Annotated in this window: 21 protein-coding genes; 10 read left to right on the forward strand and 11 right to left on the reverse strand. The window is 73.2% G+C overall.

All coding sequences use genetic code 11. The features are described from left to right. The first annotated feature begins 56 nt into the window (after positions 1-56). A complete protein-coding gene (locus V6R91_RS00100) occupies positions 57-2,279 on the forward strand; it encodes a CHAT domain-containing protein (RefSeq protein ID WP_336393563.1) in 2,223 nt (740 codons plus the stop codon). A gap of 63 nt (positions 2,280-2,342) precedes the next feature. After that, positions 2,343-4,550: a caspase family protein gene (locus V6R91_RS00105; protein ID WP_336393564.1), complete on the forward strand. Its 2,208-nt coding sequence runs from the start codon at positions 2,343-2,345 to the stop codon at positions 4,548-4,550. Between the two features lie 168 nt (positions 4,551-4,718). Here V6R91_RS00105 and V6R91_RS00110 read toward each other — a convergent pair whose 3' ends face one another. Together V6R91_RS00110 and V6R91_RS00115 are read right to left on the reverse strand one after the other, a co-directional pair. Beyond that, positions 4,719-6,350: a 5-oxoprolinase/urea amidolyase family protein gene (locus V6R91_RS00110; protein WP_442928100.1), complete on the reverse strand. Its 1,632-nt coding sequence runs from the start codon at positions 6,348-6,350 to the stop codon at positions 4,719-4,721. Between the two features lie 70 nt (positions 6,351-6,420). Continuing rightward, positions 6,421-7,176: a 5-oxoprolinase subunit PxpA gene (locus V6R91_RS00115; protein ID WP_336393566.1), complete on the reverse strand. Its 756-nt coding sequence runs from the start codon at positions 7,174-7,176 to the stop codon at positions 6,421-6,423. A gap of 226 nt (positions 7,177-7,402) precedes the next feature. Here V6R91_RS00115 and V6R91_RS00120 point away from each other — a divergent pair, with 226 nt between their 5' ends. Continuing rightward, the gene (locus V6R91_RS00120; RefSeq protein WP_336393567.1) at positions 7,403-9,283 is read left to right on the forward strand and encodes an ABC transporter ATP-binding protein; all 1,881 of its coding nucleotides are present in this window, start codon (positions 7,403-7,405) and stop codon (positions 9,281-9,283) included. A gap of 32 nt (positions 9,284-9,315) precedes the next feature. Here the strand turns inward: V6R91_RS00120 and V6R91_RS00125 are convergent, their stop codons facing one another. The 3 genes from V6R91_RS00125 to V6R91_RS00135 all read right to left on the reverse strand — a co-directional run bounded on the left by V6R91_RS00125 (position 9,316) and on the right by V6R91_RS00135 (position 13,055). After that, positions 9,316-10,278, reverse strand: coding sequence for an ABC transporter permease (locus tag V6R91_RS00125; RefSeq protein ID WP_336393568.1), 963 nt, complete (start codon positions 10,276-10,278; stop codon positions 9,316-9,318). After that, complete coding sequence (locus tag V6R91_RS00130) at positions 10,275-11,279, reverse strand: ABC transporter permease (protein WP_336393569.1); 1,005 nt, start codon at positions 11,277-11,279, stop codon at positions 10,275-10,277. The genes V6R91_RS00125 and V6R91_RS00130 overlap by 4 nt, the downstream gene beginning before the upstream one ends. 105 nt (positions 11,280-11,384) lie before the next feature. Further along, a complete protein-coding gene (locus V6R91_RS00135; RefSeq protein ID WP_336393570.1) occupies positions 11,385-13,055 on the reverse strand; it encodes an ABC transporter substrate-binding protein in 1,671 nt (556 codons plus the stop codon). A 257-nt stretch (positions 13,056-13,312) separates the two neighbouring features. Here V6R91_RS00135 and V6R91_RS00140 point away from each other — a divergent pair, with 257 nt between their 5' ends. The 3 genes from V6R91_RS00140 to V6R91_RS00150 all read left to right on the forward strand — a co-directional run bounded on the left by V6R91_RS00140 (position 13,313) and on the right by V6R91_RS00150 (position 15,533). Next, positions 13,313-14,176 carry a spermidine synthase gene (locus tag V6R91_RS00140; protein ID WP_336393571.1) on the forward strand — a complete coding sequence of 288 codons (864 nt, stop codon included), beginning with the start codon at positions 13,313-13,315 and terminating at the stop codon, positions 14,174-14,176. Between the two features lie 290 nt (positions 14,177-14,466). After that, complete coding sequence (locus tag V6R91_RS00145) at positions 14,467-14,994, forward strand: hypothetical protein (RefSeq protein ID WP_336393572.1); 528 nt, start codon at positions 14,467-14,469, stop codon at positions 14,992-14,994. Positions 14,995-15,038: 44 nt separating this feature from the next. Continuing rightward, entirely contained in the window at positions 15,039-15,533 is a 495-nt protein-coding gene (locus V6R91_RS00150; protein WP_336393573.1) for a SprT-like domain-containing protein, read from the forward strand. On the opposite strand, the gene V6R91_RS00155 is transcribed toward V6R91_RS00150, so the two are convergent. Then, positions 15,527-16,186: a 2-phosphosulfolactate phosphatase gene (locus V6R91_RS00155; RefSeq protein ID WP_336393574.1), complete on the reverse strand. Its 660-nt coding sequence runs from the start codon at positions 16,184-16,186 to the stop codon at positions 15,527-15,529. The genes V6R91_RS00150 and V6R91_RS00155 overlap by 7 nt on opposite strands. Positions 16,187-16,307: 121 nt before the next feature. Between V6R91_RS00155 and V6R91_RS00160 the strand changes: the two genes are divergently transcribed. After that, a complete protein-coding gene (locus V6R91_RS00160; RefSeq protein ID WP_336393575.1) occupies positions 16,308-16,856 on the forward strand; it encodes a hypothetical protein in 549 nt (182 codons plus the stop codon). On the opposite strand, the gene V6R91_RS00165 is transcribed toward V6R91_RS00160, so the two are convergent. Next, the gene (locus tag V6R91_RS00165) at positions 16,840-17,433 is read right to left on the reverse strand and encodes an NADPH-dependent FMN reductase (RefSeq protein WP_336393576.1); all 594 of its coding nucleotides are present in this window, start codon (positions 17,431-17,433) and stop codon (positions 16,840-16,842) included. The genes V6R91_RS00160 and V6R91_RS00165 overlap by 17 nt on opposite strands. Positions 17,434-17,602: 169 nt before the next feature. On the opposite strand from V6R91_RS00165, the gene V6R91_RS00170 reads away from it, so the two are divergent. Further along, entirely contained in the window at positions 17,603-19,342 is a 1,740-nt protein-coding gene (locus tag V6R91_RS00170; protein WP_336393577.1) for a hypothetical protein, read from the forward strand. After that, positions 19,336-20,646 carry a hypothetical protein gene (locus tag V6R91_RS00175; RefSeq protein WP_336393578.1) on the forward strand — a complete coding sequence of 437 codons (1,311 nt, stop codon included), beginning with the start codon at positions 19,336-19,338 and terminating at the stop codon, positions 20,644-20,646. Before V6R91_RS00170 ends, V6R91_RS00175 begins: the two co-directional genes overlap by 7 nt. A 42-nt stretch (positions 20,647-20,688) precedes the next feature. Here the strand turns inward: V6R91_RS00175 and V6R91_RS00180 are convergent, their stop codons facing one another. The 4 genes from V6R91_RS00180 to V6R91_RS00195 form a co-directional block, all read right to left on the reverse strand. Next, positions 20,689-22,071 carry an ABC transporter permease gene (locus V6R91_RS00180; protein WP_336395004.1) on the reverse strand — a complete coding sequence of 461 codons (1,383 nt, stop codon included), beginning with the start codon at positions 22,069-22,071 and terminating at the stop codon, positions 20,689-20,691. 95 nt (positions 22,072-22,166) lie between these two features. Next, positions 22,167-22,985 (reverse strand): ABC transporter ATP-binding protein, encoded by an 819-nt coding sequence (locus V6R91_RS00185; RefSeq protein WP_336393579.1) that lies wholly within the window; start codon positions 22,983-22,985, stop codon positions 22,167-22,169. A 97-nt stretch (positions 22,986-23,082) separates the two neighbouring features. Continuing rightward, positions 23,083-23,721, reverse strand: coding sequence for a response regulator transcription factor (locus V6R91_RS00190; protein ID WP_336393580.1), 639 nt, complete (start codon positions 23,719-23,721; stop codon positions 23,083-23,085). After that, entirely contained in the window at positions 23,718-24,899 is a 1,182-nt protein-coding gene (locus V6R91_RS00195; RefSeq protein ID WP_336393581.1) for a sensor histidine kinase, read from the reverse strand. Before V6R91_RS00195 ends, V6R91_RS00190 begins: the two co-directional genes overlap by 4 nt. Positions 24,900-25,193: 294 nt before the next feature. Between V6R91_RS00195 and V6R91_RS00200 the strand changes: the two genes are divergently transcribed. After that, positions 25,194-26,042 carry a nitrilase-related carbon-nitrogen hydrolase gene (locus tag V6R91_RS00200; protein WP_336393582.1) on the forward strand — a complete coding sequence of 283 codons (849 nt, stop codon included), beginning with the start codon at positions 25,194-25,196 and terminating at the stop codon, positions 26,040-26,042. Positions 26,043-26,073 lie beyond the last annotated feature (31 nt).

Here is a 26,073-nt window from a genome sequence, read left to right on the forward strand (position 1 = left end):
GATCGCAGGGGTGACGGCGCTCGTGGGGAATCGGGTGCCGGAGCGAGGGGGTCGAGATGGCTCTGATTCCGGATGCGCCGCGCGCCGTCGTCGACGTCGCAGGCGATGCCGACGCCGTGGCGGCGCACGTCCAGCCGCACCCGGATGCCGCACCCGACCATCGCGGGATCACGACGCTGGCCGACGCCACGGTGCGCGGGCTCACCGGCGGCACGGTGACGGTCCGCGTGCGCGGGTCGGACCACTTCCGCTACGCCGCCATCGTGGTGCAGGGCGGGAGAGCGCGGTTCCTCCCCCTGGCGCCGCGCGAGGACGTCTTCGCCGTCGAGCTCGCGGTGGAGGCCGGCGAGGTGATCCACCTGACCGTCGTCGCCGGCGCATCCGAGGGCGCGATGAGCAGGCTCGAAGCGGACGTCGACAGCGGCGGGATGGGGATGGGCGGTGGCCCGGAGTCCGCCGCCGAGCCCCCGCCGCCGCCGGCGATGCACGAGGTGCCGGAGTTCGCGCCCGACGAGGAGTTCACCCCCGACGGGGAGTTCGAAGGCGGCGGCATCGGCGGCCGCGGGGTCGGCAGCCGCTCCCCCGGACTCGCTCCCCCGCCCGACCTGCTGCCCGCGCCGTCGGCGCCGCCCGCGCCGGCACCGCCCGCGATGGCGCCGCCGCCCGGCCGGACCGTGTCGGGCGGCGGCACCGCTCCCGCCGGCTCGCTCGACGGCGCAGAGCCGGTGCCGGCGTTCGTCGACGCCGAGGTTCCCGCGCAGGTCGTCGAGGGTGTCGCGTTCGACGCCGTCGTGCGGCTGTCGCTCACCGAGCTCGCACCGACGAGAGGCACCTCGCGCAAGAAGGCCACGGCCCGCTTCGACCCCTCGCGGGACATCGAGGTGGGCGTGCAGCTGCGGGGCTTCGCGTTCGCGGACGGCACCCCGGCCGTCGTCACGACGACGTTGCCCTCGAGCGCCGACGAGCCGCGCCGGCTGGTGTTCCGGCTGGTCCCGGAGGAGCCCGGGCGCGGCCACATCACCGTCACCTTCACGCAGCCGCCGGGCGTCACCCCGCTGGCGGTGCTCGCGGTGAGCGCCGCGATCCTGCCGGCCGACGAGGCGCCCGACGACCCGGCGCCGGATCCACGGCTGGTCGAGTCATCCGTCGCCGTCCCGCCCCGCGAGATCGCCGACCTCCCCACCATCGCCGTGGACGAGACCATCTCGCGCGGCAGGTCGGAGCTGGCCATCACGGCGAAGATCGGGCGGACGGTGAAGCGGCACGTCGTCCGCCTGGACGACAAGCCGGCCTACGTGGAGGGCGTGTACGCGGAGCTCGCGCGGATCCGCCGCGAGTTCGTGGCCGAGGCCGAGGACGACCCGGACGAGGCCGCCGAGACCGTCCGGCGCGAAGTGCGCTCGCTCGGCGCCAGGATCGCCGAGGAGCTCCTCGGCGACGAGATCAACGAACTGCTGTGGCGCAAGCGCCGCCGCCTCTCGCAGGTGGTGCTGCAGACCTCGGGGGAGCTCGACATCCCGTGGGAGATCGTCCACCTGGTGCCGGTGGGGACGCAGCGCCCCGACCCCGACCGGTACTTCCTCGGCGACCTCGGGCTCATGCGCTGGATGTACGGGACGCCGCGGCCGACCGTGGTCCCTGTGGATGCCGGCCGGGTCCTGGCGATAGCGCCGGAGTACGTCAATCCGGATTACCGCCTGCCGCGTGCGGGCGAGGAGGTGTCGGCGCTCGGCACTCTCCTCGCCACCGCGCCCCGCTCCGCCTCGGATCCCGCCCAGCTGCGGGATGCCATCACCGGCGGCTTCGATCTGCTCCACTTCGCCGGCCACGGCCGCTGGCGCGACGCGGCCCCGCTCGGCCAGGAGATCGCCTTCGCCACCTGGTCGGAGGACGACGACGGCTCCGGCGCATACACCGACTCGGATGCGCGGCGGGACCTCCCCGAACCCGACGGCGTGCAGGCCACGGCATCCGCCCCGTTCGTCTTCCTGAGCGCGTGCGACGTCGGCCGGCTGCGGTCGGGGGCGACCGGGCTGGGCGGCTTCGCCGAAGCGTTCCTGCGCGGCGGCGTCGGCGTCTTCATCGGGTGCTCGTGGGCCGTCCGCGACGACGTCACCGCCGCCTTCGTGCGCACCTTCTACGAGCAGACGCTGCGCGAGCACGCCACGCTCGGCGAGGCGGTCCTGGCCGCCCGCCGTGCCGCCCGCGACGCGGGAGACCTGACGTCGCTCGCCTTCACCGTGTTCGCCGATCCTCGCGCGAGGCTCGAGCCCCGCTGACCGCCGCCGACCGAAGTCGGCTCACCGCACCACCCGCCACTCGAACAGACAGGACGTGACACCATGGCCGACACGACCACCGCCGCCCGCGCCGCGGATCTCCGCCCCGCCGACCTCGCGGCCCTCCGCAAGCACGTCGTGCACACCGCCGACGGCAAGCTCGACGAGAGGTCCAGCGCCAAGCCGGCCGACGTCGACGCGTTCGCGACGACCGCCGACGACGTGCGACGCATGGTCGAGGTCGACCTCGCGGCGTTCGTCGAGCAGCAGGCGAAGAAGGCCTCCGCCCGCGACGTGCCGCCCCCGGTGCCGGTGCTGATCTGGGCGCACGGCGGACTGACCGACAAGGCGGCGGGTCTGCGGACCGCGCACCACCAGTCGGCGTGGTGGAAGAAGAACGGCGTCTACCCCATCCACCTGGTGTGGGAGAGCGGGCTCATGACGACCCTCGCCGACGTGCTGTCGGGGCGGGCGACAGGCTCGCGCGGTTTCACCGATCTCACCGACCGCGCGGTGGAGGCCGCGGCGCGCGTGCTGGGCGGACGCAAGTTCTGGGACGACATGAAGCTCGACTCGGCGGCCTCGTGCCTGCCCGCCCTCGCCGACGGGACGCGAGGCGGCGCGGACATCCTCGCCGCGGCGCTGCGCGAGTACATGGCCGCCAACCAGGGCGCGATCGAGCTGCACATCGCCGGGCACAGCGCCGGCTCGATCTACCACTCGCACTTCGTGCCGCGGCTCTTCGACGGCGACGACGCCGTGGACCACGTCGCGAGCGTCACCTTCCTCGCTCCCGCGGTGCGCGTCGACACGTTCGAGGCGACGCTGCTGCCGCTGGCGGAGACGGGGAAGATCAAGGACCTCGCGATCTTCACGATGGACGAGACGCACGAGAAGCGGGACAACACCGGCGGCGTCTACCGCAAGTCGCTGCTCTACCTCGTCTCGCGCGCGTTCGAGGCCGAGCGGGACGCCAAGATCCTCGGACTCGAGGAGCACCTGCGCCGGGCGGGCCGCACGATGGGATACCTCGGCGACGACCCCACCCGCCTCGTGCTCGGACCGGTGGCGCGCGGGCGCCGCAGCCGCACCCAGGCGACGTCGCACGGGGCGTTCGACAACGACGTCGAGACCATGATGAGCCTCGCGCGCCGCGTCCTCGGTGTGCCCGACAGCGACGAGCCCGAGCGGCTCACGGTGTTCCCGACGCGGGGCCGCGGCGTCGAGCTGGAGCCCATGCGCCCGCCGCGGCCGGAGCCGACCGGCGTGCGCGGGGCCGTGCCGCGCAAGCTGGCGCTGTGCGTCGGCATCGACGCATACCCGAAGGACCCGCTGAGCGGGTGCGTCGCCGACGCCGAGGCGTGGGGCGAGGCGTTCCGGAACGCGGGCTTCGAGGTCGAGTCGATCCGCAACGCCGACGCGAAGCGCGACGAGATCCTGCGCGCCATGCTCGACAAGGTCTCGGCGGCGCGCGACGGCGACATCGTCGCCATCCAGTTCGCCGGCCACGGCACCTTCGTCCCGGACCTCGACGGCGACGAGACCGACTCCTTCGGACCCAGCGACGAGGCGCTGTGCCCCGTGGACTTCCGCGACGGCAACCTCATCATCGACGACGACCTCGGCGCGATCTGGGATGCGATCCCCGACGGCGTCGCGGTGTCGCTGTTCTTCGACTCCTGCCATTCGGGGACCGTGAACCGGGGGCTGACGCGGTCGGAGTTCACCGAGAAGAGGATCCCGGCCGGAACGAAGGCGCGCATGACGGTGCTGGACTCCGAGGAGGAGGACGCCTACCGCGCCCAGCGCGCCGCCGCCCTGTCGGACCCCTTCCGGCGCGCAGCGTGGGCGCGGGTCGTCGAGATCGAGACCGACCGCGCCGCGGAGCCGCCCAGGCCGCACGAGGCGAACCGCGAGGTGCTCGTGAGCGCCTGCCAGCCCAACCAGGTCGCGCTCGAGACGAACGGCCGCGGCGTGTTCAGCACCGCCGCGCTCACGGTCCTCGGCAAGAGCCCGACCCTGAGCTACCGCGAGTTCGTGAAGGCCGTCTCCGACATCATCGACGACGACTACGAGCAGCGTCCGCTGCTGTCCGCGGCCGAGGAGCTCGGCGCGCGCCCGCTGCTGTCGTCGCTGCGCGACACGGCGTCGATCGCCGCGCCCGCCGGCGTCGAGACCGACGGCCGGCGCAGCGCCGCCGACGCCCGCACGGCCGCGATCGTGGCAATCCTGCGGGCCACGGCCGATCTGCTGGAGGCGGGGTCCGACTGAGGCGGCGGGGGCGGCGGGGGCGGCGGGGGCGGCGGGGGCGGCAGAGGCGGCGGGGTAGAGGCGGCGGGTCGCGGCATCCGAATTTCGGACAATCACGCGATTTCCGGATGCCACACCCCGCCCCGCTCCGGAAACCCGCAGCAACTCCGAATTCCGGATCGGCCCGGCTCAGACGACGACACGGGCGTGGCGGAACCGGATGCGCGTCCCGGGCCTGGCCTGCGCGACGAGGTCGAGCGAGGCATCCGTCACCACGGCGATGACCGGATAGCCGCCGGTCACAGGACCGTCGGCGAGGAGGATCGTCGGCCGCCCGCTCGGGGGCACCTGGAGCGCTCCGGGCACCATGCCCTCGCTGGCGAGCTCGCCCCCGCGCACCCGCACGAGCGCGGGGCCGTCGAGGCGGGCGCCGACCCGGTCGGCGTGGTTCGAGACGGTCCACACGGTGTCGAACAGGGCCTCCAGCGCCGCGAGGGCGAACCAGTCGGCGCGCGGTCCCGGTGCGAGCTCGAGCTCGAGCTCGTCGTCGTGCGGCGCACCCCACGCGGCCGGCGGCGCGACGGGGATCGGCGCGGAGACCTCGTCCCGCACCCCGACGACGTCGCCGGCGCGCAGCGCAGCCGGGCCGAGCCCCGCCAGCAGATCCGTCGCGCGCGAGCCGAGCGCGTGGGGCGCGTCGACGCCCCCTCGGGCCGCGAGGTAGCCCCGGGCGCCGTGGACGAACCAGTCGAGGTGCAGCTCGGCACCCGCCGGCCACGCGTGAGCCTGGTACGGGTCGATCTCGCGGCCGTCCAGCCGCACGACGCCCCACGCACCGGTCACCGACACCCACAGGTCGCGCTCGGCGACGGCGCGCAGCCCGCCCATCGTCACCTCGAGACCGGCGGCGCCCTCGGGATTGCCCAGCAGCCGGTTCGCCGTGCGCAGTGCGGCGCGGTCGAGCGCCCCCGACACCGCCACGCCGACCGATGCGACCCCGGGTCGCCCGAGATCCTGCACGGTCGTCAGCAGCCCCGGCTCCAGGATCCGGATGCCGCCCGCCGCCACCGCTCCGGATCCGCCCGCGGCCGCCTCACCGGGTCGCCCGCCCGCAGCCTCACCCGATCCGCCGTCCGCCGCTTCGCGCGGGGGGCCATCACCCGGCCGCGACGCCCCGAGTCCCCGCGCCGATGCCTCGCCCGGGACCGCCGACCCCCGCCGCGCCGGCGGACGGAAGCGGACGCGGGTCCCCGGCGCGAGCAGGGCCGGGGAGGCGGCATCCGGGTCGAACAGCGGCGCCGGGGTGGTGCCGATGAGGCGCCAGCCCCCCGGAGTGTCGCGGGGGTAGGCCCCCGTGAAGGCCCCCGCGAGCCCGACCGCCCCGGTGGGGACCCGCGTGCGCGGCGTGTCGAGCCGCGGCACGTCGAACGGCCAGTCGTCGCTGACCAGGTAGCCGAAGCCGGGAGCGAATCCCGTGAACGCGACCTGCCACCGCGCCGCGGCGTGCGCGCGCACGAGCTCGTCGGCGCTCACTCCCAGCAGTCGTGCCGTGTCGGCGAGGTCGGGGCCGTCGTAGACGACGTCCAGCTCCACCTCGCGCGTCGCGGACGGGCCTCGCGGCGCGGCCTCCGCCGCGGCAGCGAGCGCCCACGTCCGCGCGGCCGGCAGCGCGAGCACGCGCGGGTCGATACGGACGAGCACGGTGCGCGCGGCCGGGACGAGGTCGACCACGCCGTCCGGCCGGCCCTCGGCCAGCGCCGCGTGGAGCGCGAGGACCTCCTCGAGCGCGTCCACCTCCAGCAGGAAGGCGCGCTCTCCCATGGGCCGGACCCGGGGAGTCACCGCCCCGCCTCCCCCGCCCGACGCCGGCGGCGACGCGCGCGGCGAGGGGTCACCACGGCGCCCTCACCTCGACGCCTGCCGCGTCGAGCGCGGCGCGCACGGCGCGGGCCATGTCGACGGCGGCGGGAGAGTCGCCGTGGACGCACAGAGAGGCCGCCTCCGCGGCGATCACCGAGCCGTCGATCGCCTCGACGACCGCCTCGCGGGCGAGACGCACCGCGCGTGCGGCCACGGCCTCCGGATCCTCGAGCAGGGCGCCGGGCCGCGCCCTCGGCACGAGCGATCCGTCGGGCAGGTAGCTCCGGTCGAGGAAGGCCTCGTGCACGAAGGGGAGGCCGACGGATGCCGCGGCGCGCGCGATCTCGCCGGGCATCCCGAGCACGGGGAGGGGCCGGCCGAGGAGCGCCGCGCGATCGGCGACGGCGCGGGCGACGGCATCCGCCTGCTCCCGGTCCCTCGTCACCGCGTGATAGAGCGCGCCGTGCGGCTTGACGTAGCGCAGGTCGGCGCCCGATGCGACGAGATCGGCGAGCTGGCGGGCGACGATGAGCGCGAGGTCGGCGGGGTCGAGCACCACCGACACGCGGCCGAAGTTCGCCGTGTCGGGATAGGAGGGGTGGGCGCCGACGGCGACGCCGTGCCGCCCGGCGCGGGCGACCGCGTCGCGCATCGACGCGGCGTCGCCCGCATGACCGCCGCACGCGACGCTGGCGCTCGAGATGACGGCGAACATCGCTTCGTCGTCGGCCGTCGGCACGCCGCCGACGGTCTCGCCGAGGTCCGCGTTGAGGTCGATCGCCGCCATGTGCTCCACGGTACTGCCGCCGGTCGCCTGCCGGATCAGTGAGCACAACTCCACGGATCCGGCGGTTGCGGGCGACAAATGCCCGCTGTGCCGGAGCCGCCGGCGCGAGGGTGTGGAGATGTGCGCAAGACCGTCCGCTCGTCCCTCCGAGGGCACGCGTTACGGATGGGTAAAGGCTGTCGCGCTGTCCGTGCGCAACGCGGCGACGCGAGGCAGGATGGAGCCCATGGCCCGATCCTCCGAACGCGCCGTCGCGGGAGCACCGCTGATCCAGGTGCGCGACGTCGCCGTCGAATTCCAGACCATCGACGGCCCGGTGCACGCCGTCGAGGGCGTCGACCTCGACCTCTCCGCCGGCGAGACGCTGGCGATCGTCGGCGAGTCCGGATCGGGCAAGTCCACGTCCGCCATGGCGGTCATCGGCCTGCTGCCGGGCAACGGCCGGGTGACCAAGGGCAGCATCCTGTTCGAGGGCGAGGACCTGGTCGGCGCCCCCGAGTCGGTGATGCGCACCATCCGCGGGCGGTCGATCGGGCTCGTGCCGCAGGACCCGATGTCGAACCTCAACCCGGTGGCGAAGATCGGCACCCAGATCGCCGAGACGCTCCTCGCGCACGGCCTCGCCACGCGCCGGGACGTCGACCGCAGGGTGGTCGAGACGCTCGCCGCAGCGGGACTGCCCGACGCCGCCGACCGCGCCAAGCAGTATCCGCACGAGTTCTCCGGCGGCATGCGCCAGCGCGCGCTCATCGCGATCGGCCTGGCCTGCGACCCGAAGCTCCTCATCGCCGACGAGCCCACGAGCGCCCTCGACGTCACGGTGCAGAAGACGATCCTCGACCAGCTGGAGCGCATGACCGCCGAGCGGGGCACCGCCGTCATGCTCATCACGCACGACCTCGGACTGGCCGCCGAGCGCGCATCGCGCGTCGTCGTGATGAACCGCGGGCGCATCGTCGAGCAGGGCCCCGCGCGCCAGATCCTCGAAGATCCGCAGCATCCGTACACGCAGGCGCTCGTCAAGGCGGCGCCGTCGGTGGCGGCCGTCCGGCTGCGGCCCGAGGTGTTCCGCACCGCCGCACCGGAGGCTCCCGAGCCCGACATCGCACCGGCAGGAACGACGGATGCCGCGACCGCCGTCACCGGCCCGACGCCCGCCGAGCACCCCGCCGCGCACCCCGCCGAGGCGCACGCGGCGGCCGACGCGCCGGCCCCAGGGCCCGGCTCGGGACCGGCCCTCACCGGGCCGACGCCCGCCGAGCACCCCGTGGCGCCCGCGGGCGCGCACTCGGCCGGGGACGGCGGCGCGACCGCGGCGCCCGACTACATCGTCGAGGTCGAGGACCTCACCAAGATCTACCGCGTGCGGGGCAGCAAAGAGGACTTCGCCGCCGTGAAGGACGTCTCGTTCGCGATACCCCGCGGCGAGACGGTCGCGATCGTCGGCGAGTCGGGGTCGGGCAAGACCACCACCGCGCGCATGCTGCTGAAGGTGATCGAGCCGACGTCCGGCGCCATGCGCTTCGACGGCGTGGACGTGGCGACGCTCAAGGGCCGGCAGCTGCGCGACTTCCGCCAGCGCGTGCAGCCGATCTTCCAGGATCCGTACTCGTCGCTGAACCCGATGTTCTCCATCGAGCGCATCATCTCCGAGCCCCTGGAGTTCTACCGGCGCGGCTCGTCCAAAGAGCGCGCCGCGCGCGTGCGGCAGCTGCTGGACGATGTCGCGCTGCCGCAGACGATGCTGCGCCGCTACCCGTCCGAGCTGTCCGGCGGCCAGCGGCAGCGCGTCGCGATCGCGCGGGCCCTCGCCCTCTCCCCCGACCTCATCGTCTGCGATGAGCCGGTGTCGGCGCTCGACGTCCTGGTGCAGGACCAGGTGCTGACGCTGCTGCGAGACCTGCAGCGCGAGTACGGCCTGAGCTACCTCTTCATCTCGCACGACCTCGCGGTGGTGCGGCTCATCAGCGACTACGTCTGCGTCATGAAGGATGGGCAGCTGGTGGAGGCGGCATCCTCCGAGGAGATCTTCACCAACCCCCGCGACCCGTACACGCGGCGCCTGCTGGCCTCGATCCCCGGCAACGAGCTCGACATCGCCGTCTGACGACGCCTGCCGCCCCGGCCCCACCGCCCGGGTCAGCGCGCCCGGGTGCGCGGGTCCATCGCCTCGCGCAGCGCCTCGCCGAAGAGCGTGAAGCCGAGCGCGGTGATGGTGATGCAGATGCCGGGCAGGAACGCCAGCCACGGCGCGACGGCCAGCTCGAGCTGCGCATAGGTGAGCATGCGGCCCCACTCGGCGGTCTGCGGCACGTCGCCGCCGAGGCCGAGGTACGACAGCGCGGCCGCCTCGATGACGGCCGTCGCCAGCGACAGCGTGCCCTGCACGATGACCGGTCCGACCGAGTTCGGCAGCACGTGGCTCATCGTGATCTTGCCGCGCCCGAGGCCGAGCGTCTGCGCCGACAGCACGTAGTCGGCGTTGCGCTGCTGGAGCATCGAGGCCCGGAGCAGGCGCGCGAACACCGGTACCTGGGCCACGCCGATGGCGATCATCAGCGAGGCCTGCGTCTGGCCGAGGACCGCCGCCACCGACACCGCGAGCAGCAGCGACGGCACCGACAGGAGGATGTCGACGATGCGCATGACGAGCGTGTCGACCCACCCGCCGAACATGCCGCACAGGAACCCGAGGATCATGCCGCCGATGAGGCCGATCGCCGTCGAGACGACGCCGATGATCAGCGTGGCGCGCGCGCCCCAGATGAGCTTGGACAGCACGTCGCCGCCGAAGCGGTCCAGGCCCAGCGGGAACTCGGGGATCTCGCCCGGCCCGGGGATGTGCGTCGGCGTGATGTACCGCTGGCCGGGAAGCTCGGTCGGACCGTACGGCGCCAGCCAGGGCGCGAGGATCGCGACCAGCACGAGGAGGGCGATGATCGCGCCGCCCACCCACGCGCTGGGGTTGCGGCGCAGGCGCCGGAAGACGTCGCGCCAGAACCCGCCGCCGCCGGTCTTGGCGGCCAGCAGCTCCTTGTCGTCGACGGCGGTGTCGTCGACGGGCCCGCCGCTGGGGGCGGGGGGAAGCATCGCGGATGTCATGAGACCCTCACTCTCGGGTCGATGAAGCTGTACGACACGTCGACCGCCAGGTTGATCAGGGCGTAGCCGATCGCGATGAAGATGATGAACCCCTGCAGCACGGGGTAGTCCCGCGTGAAGATCGCACGTGCCAGGAACGAGCCGATGCCCGGATAGGCGAAGACGGTCTCGGTGAGGACCGCGCCCGAGATCAGCAGGCCCACCTGGAGGCCGATCGTCGTGATGACCGGCAGCATGGCGTTGCGCAGGATGAAGCGGCTGCGGATCGTCGACCGCGAGATGCCCTTGGCCATGCCGGTGCGCACGTAGTCGGAGTTCTGCACCTCGAGCACCGACGCGCGGGTGATGCGCACGATGATCGCGAGCGGGATGGAGGCCAGCGCGATCCCGGGCAGGATCAGGTGCAGGAAGGCGTCCCACGCGGCATCCCACTCCCCCGTCAGGATGCCGTCGAGCACGTAGAAGCCGGTGTAGTGCGTCGCGTCGAGCCGCGGATCCTGCCGTCCCTCGGACGGCAGCCAGCCGAGCTGGACGGCGAAGACCCACTTCAGCATGAACGCCAGGAAGAAGACCGGGATGGTGATGCCCAGGAGGCTCGCGCCGACCAGGACGTGGTCGGACGCCCTGCCGTGGCGGCGGGCGGCGAGATAGCCGAGGGGGATGCCGATGCCGACGGCGAGGATGATCGCGAAGACGCTCAGCTCGATCGTCGCGGGGAGGCGGCGCAGGAACTCCTCGATGACCGGCTGGCGCGTCTGCAGCGAGACGCCGAAGTCACCCGACAGGAGCTGGCCGAGCCAGGTGAAGTACTGCACGAGGATCGGCTCGTTGAAGCCGTACTGCTCGTTGATCTGCTCGACGGCCTCAGGCGTCGCCCGCTCGCCCAGCAGGGCGACGGCGGGCCCGCCGGGAAGGGCACGGACCCACAGGAACAGCAGGATCGACAGGCCGAACAGGGTGGGGATCAGCAGGAGCAGTCTGCTCCCGATGGTGCGTAGCACGGATGCTCTCTCCGGGGGACGGGCGGCGCGGGTGCGCCGTCGGGTCGGGCGGGGAAGCCGGAGCGGATGCCGCGGCCCGGGGCCGCGGCATCCGCTCTGCCTTCCTTACTCGCTCAGCTCCACCATGTTGTACACCTCGTCCTGCACGGGGCTGGCGGGGTACGAGGTCACGCGCTCGGCGAAGGCCAGCGTCGGGACCGGGTGCGCCAGCGGGACGCCCGGCAGGAACTCCATGATCTGCTCGTTGACGGCGAGGTACGCCGCCTCCTGCTCGTCGGCGTTCGCGAGGCCGCGGGCCTCGGTCAGCGCTGCGGTGAGCTCCTCGTTCGTGAAGCCCCACTCGTTGCCGGGGGTGGCGAAGAACGTCCCGACGAAGTTGTCGGGGTCGTTGTAGTCGCCGGTCCAGCCGAGCAGGTGCAGACCGTGGTCGGCGCCGCCCTGGATGCGGTCGAGGTAGGTGGGGTTCCAGTCCTCGCCGACGGGGGTGACCACGATGCCGACGGCCTCGAGCTGCGATGCCAGGTTCGTGAAGATCTGCTCCGGGTTGGGCATGTACGGGCGCGACACGTTGACGGGGTAGTTGAACTGCAGCGTCAGCGGGTTGGCCTCGTCGTAGCCCGCCTCGGCGAGCAGCGCCTTGGCCGCCTCCGGGTCGTAGTCGTACGTGGTGACGTCCTCGTTCCACCCGATGACGACGGGCGGCATGAACTCGCGGGCGACCTCGGTGCCCTCCGGGAGCACCTGGGTGACGAGCTGCTCCTTGTCGATCGCCTGGGCGATCGCCTGACGCACGCGGATGTCGGCGAGCTCCGGCACAGCCTGGTTCATCGCCAGGTACAGGATGTTGAACGGCTCGCGGTTGACGAGCTTGAAGCCGGCCTCCTCGAGGGAGGCGAGGTCCGCGGGCGCGACGAGGTCGTAGCCGTCGATCGAGCCGGACTCGAGCGCCTGGCGGCGGGCGGTGGTGTCGCCGATCACCTGGAAGATGATCTCCTGCACCTGGCCCTGCTCACCCCAGTAGTCCTCGTAGGCGCTGAGGGTGACCGATTCGCCCGGTGCCCACTCGTCGAACTTGAAGGGACCGGTGCCGACGGGGTGGCCCTGCGCGTACTCGCTGAGCACGGGCGCCTCCGCCGTGCCGCCGACCTCATCGGCGCTGAACTCCTCCAGGGCCGCGGGGCTCTGGATCGCGAACGACGGCAGCGACAGTGCGGGGATGAAGCCCGCGAACGGCTGGGTCAGCGTGATGACCGCCTCGGTGTCGCTCGTCGCCTCGCAGCCGCCGTAGATCGACGTGCCGGTCTCGGCGTAGCCGCGCATGAGCTTGCCCCAGTAGTACGAGAGGCTCTCGGTGGCGGCCAGGCCGGTGAAGTTGTTCATCCGGTCGAAGTTGAAGCACACGGCCTCGGCGTTGAAGTCCGTGCCGTCGTGGAAGGTGACGCCCTCCTTCAGCTGGAAGGTGTACTCGAGGCCGTCCTCGGACTGCTCCCAGCTCTCGGCGAGCCCGGGGGCGGGGTCGGCCGAGCCCGGCTCGACGCCGACGAGGCCCTCGAAGATCTGCCGCGAGACGCGGAACGTCTCGCCGTCGTTCGCCATCGCCGGGTCGAGGCCTGCGATGTCGCCGGAGGAGCCGAAGATGAACGTCGAGTCGACGTCGGCGGCCTCGTCGGTCGCGCCGCCCTCGTCCCGCTGGCTCGCGCAGGCGGTGAGGACGACCGCGCCGACGGCGATCGCTGCGGCGCCGGTGAGCCAGCGCCTTCTGGCGGTGTGGAGCATGTGCTGTGCACCTTCCATGTCGTGTGGGCTCCGCTGCACATCGATGTGGAGCAGAGGTGCGCGCAGCCCTCATCGGGGAGTGATCCTCCGACGCTACCCGCGCGGAACCCCTCCGTCGGTTACGCCTGTGTCTCGATTCGGTTTCGGTGAAGACGGATGCCGCTTCCTCAGCGTTCTGCCAACCCCATCCGCACGCTCGCGCGCAGAAGTGTCAAACCGGCGCGTCGCAGGCACGGGGTGCGGCTAACGTGGTGGCCATGGCACGCGCGAGGGACGAGCCGGCCGCACCGACTGCTCGACTGTCGGACGGCACGCTGGCGCGGATCGTGCGCTCGCCCTTCGGCGGCGGCTGGGAGCTCGACGTCGACGGCACGCCGCAGTCGCACGTGGACCTCGACGATCCGACGCACCTGCACTTCGAGTACATCGCGCGCATGGGGGCGGTGATCGACCAGCTGCGGATGCCGGGGCAGCCGCTGACGGCGATCCACCTGGGCGCGGGCGCGCTGACCATCCCGCGGTACGTCGAGGCGACGCGGCCGGGGTCCCGGCAGCAGGTGGTCGAGCTCGAGCCGGCGCTGTGGGATCTCGTGCGCGAGAACCTCCCCCTGCCGCGCGGAGCGTCGGTGCGAGTTCGGATCGGCGACGCCCGGCAGGCGCTCGGCCGCCTGCCCGCGGGGCTCGTCGGCGCGGCGGACCTCTTCGTGTCGGACGTGTACTCGGGCGCCCAGACGCCCGCGCATCTGACGACGGTGGAGTTCTTCACCGAGGCGGCGCGCTTCCTGGCGCCGGACGGCGTGCTGCTGGTCAACGTCGCCGACGGCGCGGGCCTGGCGTTCGCGCGCCGCGAGGTCGCCACGGTGCGCGCCGTGCTCGAGCACGTCGTGGTGCTCGCCGAGGTGCAGACCCTGAAGGGACGCCGCTTCGGCAACCTCGTGATCGCGGCCTCGCGCGCCCCGCTTCCGACCGAGTGGCTGCCGCGGCTCATGGCCGCCGGCCCCCACCCGGCCAAGGTGGCCGAGGGCCGCGAGCTCGACGACTTCGTGCGCGGCGCCCGGGTGGCCACCGACGCCGATGCGACGCCCTCACCCAAGCCCTCGGCATCCGTCTTCACCCGCTGACCCCCCACCCGCCCGCCTTTCCCCTCCCTCCCTCCGCCGACCCCTCATTCCCCTCCCTCCCTCCCTCCGCCGAGATACCGCGAACTCGGCGAGGTACCACGACATGGGCGCCGACGGCATGGTCGTTCGGCGAGACCGCGGTTACTGGGTGAGAGGAGGAAGAGGAGAGGGGCGGGGAGGGACGGGGACGGACGAGGGGGCGGATGCCGCGACTCGGCGTGGCACGACGGAGACCCACGCGGCGCCAGGCACACTGGATGCAGCCATCGGCGCGGCGAAGGGAGTCAGACGTGAGCTACATCCGCGGGTACGATCCCGACACCCTCCGCGAGCAGGTGGATCCGCGCCAGTGCAAGGAGCGGCTGGAGGAGATCGGCGAGCAGCGCAGCCTCCCCGCCCTGCTCGAGCGGGTGTGGCTGCTGAAGGTGCTCGACCGCCTCGACGACGCGCTGGTCGTCTCGGAGCAGTCGGTGCGCGTGGCCCGCATGGCCGGCACCCGCAAGGACCTGCTGCGGGCGCGCATCCTGCACGCCACCGTGCTGCAGGCGCGCGAGGCCTACGCCGCGGCGGATCAGGAGCTGACGACGTGCGCCGAGGAGGCCGAGGGGCAGGGCTGGGCCGGCATCGCCGCGTTCGCGCTGCAGCACCGCGGCAAGGTGAACTACGACGCCGGCGACTTCGAGGCGGCGCGCAAGGACTTCAAGCGGGCGCTGTTCCTCCGGCAGGAGTCGGGGGCGACCGAGGACCAGCTCGAATCGACGCTGCTCGCGATCGACGCGGCCGACCGGCGCCGCGCGGCGGCCTCGGTGGCCAGCTGACCCGCCCCGGCCCGAGTGTCGGAGATACGTTCTAGTCTCGCGTCATGTCGGAACTGCATCGCGTGCGGCACTGGGCCGAGGCCCTGATCGCCGCCCACCTCGACGGGTCGTGGACCTTCGCGTTCGACAACGCCAAGCGCCGCGCCGGGCTCTGCGACTACTCGCGCAAGCGCATCAGCGTCTCGCGCTACCTCGCCGCGCGGTACGACGACGACACCAACCACCAGACGCTGCTGCACGAGGTCGCGCACGCGCTGGCGGGCCCCCGGGCCGGGCACGGCCCCCGCTGGAAGGCGGTCGCGCGCGACCTCGGCTACGCCGGCGGCACCACGCACGACGGTGAGACCGCGGTGGAGCTCGCGCCGTGGATCGGCGTCTGCCCCGCCGGGCACGTCGCCTACCGCCATCGCAAGGCCACGCGCCCGACCTCCTGCGCGAAGTGCGCGCCGCGATTCGACGAGCGCCACGCCTTCACCTGGACCCGCCGCGACATCACGCGTGCGACGCGGCTCGCTGCGATGACGCCGCGGGATCAGTAGGCGACGAAGCGGCCCTCGCGCAGCACCGGGACGACGGATGCCGCATCCACCGCGGCCGCGTTCAGCACCTCGTCGCGCGACGCCGCCTGCGGGTGGTCCGGGCGGCCCAGCAGCTCCTGTCCGGAGGCGCTGGCGGTGAGGAGGTGCCGCACCGCGCCGCGCAGCCCGCGGAACGCCTCGCAGGCCGCAGCCGCCTCCGGCGACGTGTGGTCGATGCCGACCGTGCCGAGCGCCTCGATGACGGCACCGGCGCCGAGCTGATCCTCGACGGCGAACCGCAGCGGCGCTCCGCTCCACCGGCCGGCGAGCTCGCCCGCGGCGATCACGGCGATGCTCGTGCGCTCGGCGCGACGGCGCTGGATATCGAGCACCGCGTCGGCGACCGCGCGGGCGTCACGCAGGCACCCGAGCAGCACGGTGGCGCCGGTCCCGGCCGCCGCCGCCGCGACGGCCGCGCCGTTCAGCGACACCGCGTGCGCGGAGGCGTCGAGCGGCGGGGTCTCGCCGCGGGCCACGGCATCCGTCACCGTCGTGGAGAACCGCAGCACGTCGACCACCACGACGACGTCGGCCGGGGCGAGCCGGCGAAGCCCCTCGACACCCCAGTCGTGACGGACCTGGTAACGCTGCTGGTCGAAGGGGCTCTCGGGCATCCGTCCAGCCTAAGCCGACGCGATCGCGGGTCCTCGGCCGGCCCCCGGCGCGGACCGCCCGTGCTCAGCCGAAGCGCGCGAGAGCCGCGACCATCCGACACACAGGGTGCGACACTGGAGCATGCGGATCCTGCTGAAGTTCGTGATCGACTGCGACCCCGACGCGGCGTGGCGGGCGCTGCACTCGCCACGGGCGGTGGCCGAGCTGTACGGTCCGGTGCTCGGCCTCGAGCCCCTCGTGCCCAGTGGGCTGCCGACCTCGTGGTCGCCCGGCGATGACGTGCCGGTGCAGCTGTCGGCGTTCGGCTCGGTGCCGGTCGGCCGCCAACTGATCCACGCGAGCGAACGGCGCGTCGACGGGCCGGGCGGCGAGGTGCGCATCTTCCGCGACAGCGGCATCCCGCTCACGGGGCCCCTCGCGAGCCTCGACGTCTGGGACCACCAGATGGCCGTGGCGCCGGCACCGGGACAGCCGGGCAAGACCCTCTGGCGCGACCGGCTCGTGATCGGCGGACCCACCGCCGCGCTCCTGTGGCCGATGCTGTGGGCGACCTGGCAGTGGCGCGCCGCGCGCATCCGCGCCCTCGCGCCCACGTGGGCGCACGACCCCGAGCCGGCGGATGCGACCGAGGCCGCGGCATCCGGCTCGGACGTCACTCCTGCGGGATGACGGTCAGCACGCGCGCGACGTATTCGAGGAACTTCCGCATGAACGTGCGGAGGAACTCCTCGGTCTCGGGGTCGGTCACCCGCGCGTCGTCGTCGATGAGGCCGGGCGTGACCTGGATGTAGGCCTCGGGCGACGTCATCTGCCGTGCGTTCAGGTAGCTCAGCGTGCTGCGCAGCGTCTGCTGGCCCACGGCCGTGCCGATCTTGCCCGGTGACGCCCCGATGACCCCGGTGGGCTTGTCCTCCCAGGCGTTCTGCCCGTACGGCCGGCTGCCCCAGTCGATCGCGTTCTTCAGCGGGCCGGGGATGGACCGGTTGTACTCCGGCGTCACGAAGAGCACGGCGTCGGCGGAGTCCACCGCCTCCTTGAAGTCGGTCGCGACCTGCGGGTAGTCGCCGTCGAGATCGCGGTTGTACAGCGGGAGGTCGGCGTATCCGATCTCGAAGAACTCGAGCTCCCGCGGGGCCAGGCGCTGGAGCGCCTCGGCGAGGCGGCGGTTGACGGATTCGCGCGACAGGCTGCCGATGACGATGCCGACGCGGTAGGGCGGTTCGTGCTCAACGATGTCGATCTTCATGGGGTCAGCCTGCACCCGCCGCCGGATGGCCGCACCCGCCTTGACGGACGCCGCGGAACCTGGCACCCGGCGCGACCGGCCCCGCGGGTATCAGCGTGCGCGCGCCACCCCTCTTCCGCATCGGGGCGGTCCACTGCAATGTGGTCCCAAGACCCTGGGGAGGTGCGACATGGCCGACGAAGTCCAGTACGCCGAGCCCGCCGACGAGCCGCGCACGCACGTGACGCTGCGGCTCATCGCGCAGGACCCCGCGGTGAGCGGCGACGACGGGCGCATCCTCACCGCGAACGTGAAGGTGCCGTGGTCGCGGATGGAGGACGGTCCCCGCGGATCCCGGCTGCACGTCGTCGACTACGACACGGCGACCGGCCGCTACGTCAAGCACGCGCCGCTGGGCAGGGAGGATCTGTTCGCGGATGCCGCGGACGACGTGCTGCGCACCGATCTGGCCTTCCACGCGCAGCACGTCTACGCCACCGCCGCGCGCACGCTCGCCACGTTCGAGACGGCGCTCGGGCGCCGGCTGCCGTGGGGCTTCCGCAGCCACCAGCTCTTCCTCGTGCCGCACGCGTTCCCGGAGGCCAACGCGTTCTACTCCTACGACGACAGGGCGCTGCTGTTCGGCTACGTGCCTCCGGTTGACCCCCGCGGCGAGGCGGTGTACACGTGCCTGAGCCACGACGTCGTGGTGCACGAGACGACCCACGCTGTGCTCGACGGCCTCCGCCGGCGGTTCCTCGAGCCGAGCCTGCCCGACCAGGCGGCCTTCCACGAGGGGTTCGCCGACATCGTGGCGCTGCTGTCGGTGTTTTCGATGCGTCCGGTCCTCGAGCAGGCGCTCGGGCGGCCCGACCGCAGCGGCCGGATCCCCCGCAGCCGCGTCGAGCGCGAGGCGCTGCGGCGGAGCATGCTCGCCCGGGTCGCCGAGCAGATCGGCAGCGTGCTGACCCAGGGTCGCGGCGCGCTGCGCCAGTCGGCGCTGAACCCGCCGCCGCAGGACTGGGCGAAGCTTCCCGAGTTCCTCGAGCCGCATCGGCGCGGCGAGGTGCTCGTGGCGATCGCCTTCGACGTCCTCATCGAGATCTGGGTCAAGCGCCTGCAGGCGCTGTTCTCCAGGCCCCGCGGCGAGGGGGCGACCGGCCGGATCACCCTCGACCGGGCGCGCGCCGCCGAGGAGGGCGCCAAGGCGGCGTTCCAGCTGCTCACGATGCTGATCCGGGGTCTGGACTACCTGCCGCCGGTCGAGTTCGACTTCGGCGACCTGCTGAACGCCGTGCTGCTGGCCGACAACGAGGTCGCGCCCGACGACGACCTGGGCTACCGGCAGCTCCTGGTGGAGGGATTCGCGCGCGCCGGCATCCAGCGCTCCGCCAACCGCGTGACCGACGTGCTGGAGTCCGAGCTGCCGCCCTACTACCTGGGCATCAACTTCGCCGGCCTGCGCAGCGACCGCGACGAGGTGTTCCGGTTCCTGTGGCAGAACGCCCGCCGCCTGGACGTGTCGACGGACTACTACACCGTGATCGAGTCCGTGCTGCCCACGCAGCGGATCGGCCCCGACGGGCTGATCGTCCCCGAGTCGGTGGCGACGTACGTCCAGATGGCCGAGATGACCGCTCGCGAGTTCACCGACGAGTCGGGGCTGCAGCTGTCGCCGGCCATAGACCCGCGCACGCCCGTCCAGCTGTTCGGCGGCGGAACGCTCATCTTCGACCAGTTCGGCCGCCTGAAGCTGCACGTCCACAAGCGTCTCGACGACTGGCGCCGCCAGCAGAAGCGGCTCGACCACCTCGCCCGGACGGGCCGGCACGACGCCTCGCGGCGCCTCGGGTTCTCGGACAGCGCCGCGCGCGGGCAGACGTTCGCGCAGCTGCACCGCACCGAGCGCAGCTCCGGGGAGACATGGTGAGCGCCGCCGTCCGCACGCGCGTGCGCATGTACCAGGTCGGCTTCGGCGACTGCTTCCTGGTGTCGATCGAGTACGACGGGCCGCTCGAGGACGGGCGCGCCGCCCGGCACATCCTCATCGACTACGGCACCAGCCATTCGCCGCGGGAGGGCATGGCCCGCGGCCGCATGGCGGACGTCGCCGCGCTCGTCGAGGAGCACACCGGCGGCCACCTCGACGTCCTCGTGGTGAGCCACCGTCATCGCGATCACCTCAGGGGATTCGAGGTCGACGCCGGCGCGGCGATCATGAGGCGGCTCGCTCCGACGCTCGTGCTGCGGTCGTGGACGGAGGACCCTGAACTGTCGGCCACGGCGGACGGCCCGGACGCCGGCGCCGCGCCGGCCGGCCTCAGCCGCGCGTCGGTGCGCTACGCCGCGCTCCTCGCGCAGGCGCAGGAGCACGTCGCCCGGCTCGCGGGGCTCGCCGGCCTCGACGACGAGGTGCGGACGGCCGCGGAGGACCAGCTCAAGAACGCCGAGGCCGTGGCCCTGCTCGACGAGCTGTCGCGCGACGGCCGCGGGCGCTATCTCCACGCGGGCATGGAGTCCGGGATGGAGGCGCTGATCCCCGGGCTCCGGGCGACGGTGCTGGGCCCGCCGACGGTCGACCAGGATCCGCGGGTCGCGAAGCAGCGCGAGGACGATCCGGAGTACTGGCTCACCGCACTGGACGCCTCTTTGCGCATGGTGGGCGCCGCCGCCGACGCCGGCACCCCGGCGCCCATGACCCACGGCCCGGGCCCGGTCCGCTGGCTGATCGACCGCCTGGCCGATCAGCGGACCGCGTCGGCCGCGCGGCTGGTCCGCGACCTCGACGACGCCCTGAACAACACCAGCCTGATCCTGCTGCTCGAGATCGGCGGCCTGTCGCTGCTCTTCCCCGGCGACGCCCAGATCGAGAACTGGCGGCACACGCTGGACCAGCTCCCCGGCGAGCCGCGGCTGCGCGAGCGGCTTGCACGGATCGACCTGTACAAGGTCGGCCATCACGGCAGCCGCAACGCCACGCCGCGCTCGCTGCACGCGCTCTGGAAGGACCGCGCCGACAGCCTGCCCCGGCTCGCCGCGGTGATGTCGACGCGGCAGGGCGTGCACGGCAAGGGCGACAACGCGGTCCCGCAGACGCACCTGGTCACAGCGCTGCAGGAGGTCGCCGACCTCTACTCCACCGACGACCTCGTCGGCGGCGAGGAGTACGTCGAACTGGTGTCGGAGGTCTCCGGGGGACCGTTCCGGCCGGTCCCGGCGGCGGGGAACGGATGACCGGATGCCGCGGCCCGCGCGCGCGGGCCGCGGCATCCGTCCTCACTCGGCGAGCGCCTCGACCGCCGCCACCCGCGTCGCGAGCCGGGTCGGCACCACCGCCGCGACGAGGGTGAGCACCGCGGTGGCGGCCACGATGATCGCCACGGGAAGCCACGGCACCGCGGGCGCGACCAGCGTGGGCGCCGAGAACGACGGCGGCATCGGCACGGAGCCGAGGAGCGACTGCGCGCCCGCCCAGCCGTACGCGATCCCCAGCACGAGACCGGTCACCGTGGCGGCGATCGTGATGTGCGCCGCTTCGAGCAGCACCATCCGACGCACCTGACCCGTCGACACGCCCAGCGCCCGGAGGAGCCCGAGCTCACGGCGGCGCTGCACGACGCCGATCGTCAGGAGGTTGACCAGCCCGACGGCCGCGATGACGGCCGACACGGCGACCAGGCCCATCATGATCCCCGCGAAGGTGTCCAGCAGCGTCGTGAGCTCGTCGGGCGCGTCGCCGCCCGCCGACGTCGTGAGCACCGCCTTCACGGTCTCGAGGGCGACCGCGAACATCGTCACGAGCGTGACCCCCATCACGACGCCGATGGCCATGCGGCTGGATCGCTCGGGGTACCGCAGCGCGTTCTCGGCCGCGAGCCGGGCGGTCGCGGACGATCCGAACCACCTGCCGACGAGCCGCAGCACCGGCGGCATGACCAGGGTCGCCCCCAGTGCGAGCCCCGTGAAAGAGAAGATCCCGCCGAAGAAGGCGATCACCACGCCGAGGGGGCTGAGCAGGCCCAGCGCGATGCCCGCGACCAGCAGCGCGCCGCCGATCGCGAACAGCGCCACGGCGGCGCCGTTGCGGGGGCCGCGGCGCGCGAACGCGTCGTGGGATGCCTCCACCGACCCGCCGAGCGCCTGCAGCGGCGTCACGGTGAGCACGCGGCGGGAACCCGCCCACGCCGCGGCCCACGTGGTCAGGGCGACGACGGTCGCCGGGACCACCAGCACCGGCTGGACGACGGCGTACTGGACGCCGTCGATGCCGAGGTATCCGACGGCGAGGGCGACCCCGGCCCACGACACCAGCGTGCCGCCGACGAGTCCGAGCAGCGCGCCCACGATGCCCACCGCGAGACCCTGCCGAGCCACCTCGGCGCGCTGCGACCGCGCCGATGCGCCGATGAGCCGCAGCAGGGCGATCCGGCGGGTGCGGCCGGCGATCACCGTGGCGAACGTGTTGGCAGTGACGATGGCAGCGACGTAGACGGCGACGCCGATGAGCAGGACGCTCATGATGCCCAGCACCGCGGCGAGCGTGCCGCTGTCGCCGATGAACGGGTCGGCGCGGAGGACGGCCGCGATGAACCCGGTCGCGCTGAGCAGGATCGCCCCGAACGCGCTCGAGATCGCCGCGACGAGGATGCTCGCGCCCATACCCCGCTCGCGGAGCCATCCGAGAGGCGCCGCGACCGCGGCCCCGGCCCCGCGGGTCGCCGGCGTGCGCTCCGCCGTCGGCGCTGCGACGGCGCTCACGAGGCGGCCTCCGCGACCGGAGCCGCGGCGACCGGCGCCGCCGCCACCGGCGCCGCCGCGCCGAGCTCGGAGGCCAGCATGTACGCCGAGATCTCCTCCGCGCTCTGGCGGGGCTTGTCGGCGACGATGCGGCCGTCGCCGAGGAACAGGACGCGGTCCGCGTGCGAGGCGGCGACCGGGTCGTGGGTCACCATGGCGATGGACTGGCCCTGGTCGCGGCTCGCGGCGGCGAGGAGCGCCAGCACCTCGCGGCCCGAGCGGGAGTCGAGGTTGCCGGTGGGCTCGTCGGCGAACACCAGGTCGGGCGCCGTTGCGAGGGCGCGCGCGATCGCGACGCGTTGCTGCTGGCCGCCCGAGAGCTGGTGCGGCCGATGGCGGAGCCTGCTCGTCAGCCCCAGGCGCTCGACGAGCCCGTCGATGCGGGACCGCTCGAGCGTCGTCGGGCGGCGTCCGTCGAGGTCGAACGGCAGCAGGATGTTGCCCAGCGCGTCGAGCGTCGGCACGAGGTTGAACGCCTGGAAGACGAAGCCGACGCGCCGCCGGCGCAGGATCGTGAGCTCCAGATCGCTGAGGCCGGTGATGTCGGTGTCGCCGATCCATGCCCGGCCCGAGGTCGGGGCGTCGAGCCCGGCCATAATGTGCATGAGCGTGGACTTGCCCGAGCCCGACGGGCCCATGATGGCGGTGAACTCGCCGCGACGGATGCCGACGGTCACGCCGTCCAGTGCGCGGACCGTGCTCTCGCCGGTGCCGTAGGTCTTGGTGAGCTGGTGGACCCGGGCGGCGAGGCCCAGATCGGTCGAAGAGATTTCCATGTCCTCGACGGTAGGAAGCGCCTGCTGTCGCGCGCGTCCGCCTGGCGAGGCATCCGTCTACATCCCCGGGATGATCCTCCCCGCCGCATCCCGCCGGTCAGACGAGGTCGTGCTCGAAGGCGAAGACGACCAGCTGCACCCGGTCGCGGAGGGCGAGCTTGGTCAGGATGCGGCTGATGTGCGTCTTCACCGTCGCCTCGGAGAGGAACTCCCGCGCCGCGATCTCGGCGTTGGACAGGCCGCGCGCGGCGAGGGCGAAGATCTCCCGCTCGCGCTCGGTGAGCTCGCCGTAGGCGGCGGGGACCGGGCGGGCGGCGGCATCCGTGAATCTTGCGAAGAGCTCCCGGGTGGCGGATGCCGCGATCACGGCCGATCCCGCGTGCACCGTGCGGATCGCCGCGAGGAGGAACTCGGGGTCGGCGTCCTTCAGCAGGAAGCCGCTCGCACCCTGGCGGATCGCCCGCGCCGCCGCCTCGTCGAGGTCGAACGTCGTGAGCATGACGATGCGCGGAGGCTCGGGGTCGGTGAGGAGCTCGGCGGTGGCGGCCAGTCCGTCCATGACGGGCATCCGGATGTCCATGAGCACGACGTCGGGCCGGGTCTGGCGCACGGCGTCGACGGCCTCGCGGCCGTCCGACGCCTCGGCGACCACCTCGAGGTCGGGCTGCGAATCGACGAGCATGCGGATGCCGGCGCGGAAGAGCGCCTGGTCGTCGACCAGCGCGACGCGGATCATGCGAGTCCTCCGATCGGAATCAGTGCGGTCACCGCGAACGCGCCGTCCTCGTCCGCCGCGTCGAGCCGGCCGCCGGCGAGCTGGGCGCGTTCGCGCATGCCGATCAGGCCGTGCCCCGCCTTCGGCGTGCGCGGGCCGGACGGCAGCGGGTTGCGCACCCCCAGCTCCACACGGTCGGCGAGCCACGCCAGCCGCACGTCGACCGGACCCCCGGGCGCGCCGTGTCGCAGGGCGTTGGTGAGCGCCTCCTGGAGGATGCGGTACACGGCCAGCTGGACCGCGCCCGGCGGCTCCCCGGGCGGTGCCGGATCGACGTCGACCCGCAGCCGCACGCCGGCGGCCCGCACCTGCGCGTAGAGCTCCTCGAGGTCGGCGAGCGTCGGCTGCGGGCCGTCGCCCTGACGGTGGCGCAGCTGCCCGAGGAGCAGCCGCACATCGGCGAGGGCGGAGCGCGCCGTGCTCGCGATCGTGGCGAGCGCCTCGGTCGCGACCGCGGGATCGGATCCGGCCGCGTAGCGTGCGCCGTCCGCCTGGGCGACCACGACCGCGAGCGAGTGCGCGACGACGTCGTGCATGTCGCGCGCGATGCGCACGCGCTCCTGCTCGGCGATGGCCTCGGCCTCGGCCCGCTGCTGCGCCTCGCGGTTCTCCCGCGCGCGCACCGCCGTCCGCACGAGCGCGCCGATCGTCCACGCCAGGCCCAGCGCGAAGGCGGCCGCCACGAGCATCACCAGCGCGAGCGGCAGCGTCTGCCAGGTGAGGCCGCCGGAGTACAGCGGCCCCGCCGCGAGGTAGACGGTGATCACCAGCGCGCCCACGAGCGCCGAGACAAGGCCCGCCCAATAGACGCGGGAGCCGCCATAGGCCGCCGTGGCGTACAGGACGGCGAAGATCGCGACGTCGGCGAAGCCCGGCGGGCGCCCGAATCCCATCTGCAGCAGTGCGCCCGCCCACGCAAGCCCCAGCGCGAGCGCCGGTGAGAGGCGGCGCACGGCGAGCGCCGCACCGAAGAACAGGGCGATGACGAACGCCTCGAGCGCCGGGAACGTCCCCTGCAGCGGTGCGCCGTAGCCCGTCGCGCCGGTGACGACGTGCTCGATCGGCCACGCCGCGAGGAAGAAGAGCACGCCCAGCGAGACGTCGACGACGAGCTGGTACGTCTTCAGGCGGCGGAACACCGTTTCACGTTACGGGAGACCAGCGGGCGCGGCATCCGTCCCGCGCTGTACCTGCGGCCCCGATGGCATCCTCCGCCGGATGTATCCATAAGGTCTGCTGGACCCACCATTGCGCGGCACCGGGTGAGGCTTTACTGTCGCGTCACAGGCCGAAACCGACGGGAAACGTGCAGTCGACAGGATCGTGGTGCGGGGCCGCCCCATCGATCGGACCCGTCGGTCCCAGCCCGAGGGATGCCCCCGCGGGGGCGCGGACGACGAGCCGGCGAGCGCCGGCTCACGAACGGAGACACGATGACGACGGTACGCGCGGCGATCTCGCAGACCACCTGGACGGGCGACAAGGAGTCGATGCTCGACAAGCACGAGGGCTTCGCCCGGGATGCCGCGGCGCAGGGCGCGCAGGTGGTGTGCTTCCAGGAGCTGTTCTACGGCCCCTACTTCGGCATCACGCAGGACAAGAAGTACTACGGCTTCGCCGAGCCCGCCGACGGGCCGATCGTGCAGCGGTTCGCCGCGCTGGCCAAGGAGCTGGGCCTGGTCACGGTGCTGCCGATCTACGAGGAGGCCGAGACCGGGGTCTACTACAACACCGCGGTGCTCGTCGACGCCGACGGCAGCATCCTCGGCAAGTACCGCAAGCACCACCTCCCGCACCTCGACCGGTTCTGGGAGAAGTTCTACTTCCGCCCGGGCAACCTCGGGTACCCGGTGTTCGAGACCGCCGTCGGACGCGTCGGGATGTACATCTGCTACGACCGCCACTTCCCGGAGGGGTGGCGCGAGCTGGGACTGAACGACGCGCACATGGTCTTCAACCCGAACGCGACCAAGCCCGGGCTGTCGAACCGGCTGTGGGAGGTCGAGGGTCCCGCCGCGGCCGTCGCGAACGGGTACTTCGTGCTGCAGCCCAACCGCGTGGGGCGCGAGGACAACGAGTACGGCGACCTCGCTGTCGACTTCTACGGCACCAGCCAGGTGATCGACCCGCGCGGGAACTTCGTCGGCGAGCGCGGATCCGGCGACCACGAGGAGCTGCTGGTGCGCGACCTGAACATGGACATGGTGCGTGAGATGCGGGACGACTGGCAGTTCTACCGCGACCGCCGGCCCGACTCCTACACGAAGATCGCGAAGCCCTGAGGGCCTGACAGGCTCGGCCACCGGAGGACTG

This window comes from Microbacterium sp. CCNWLW41 (genome assembly GCF_037083505.1).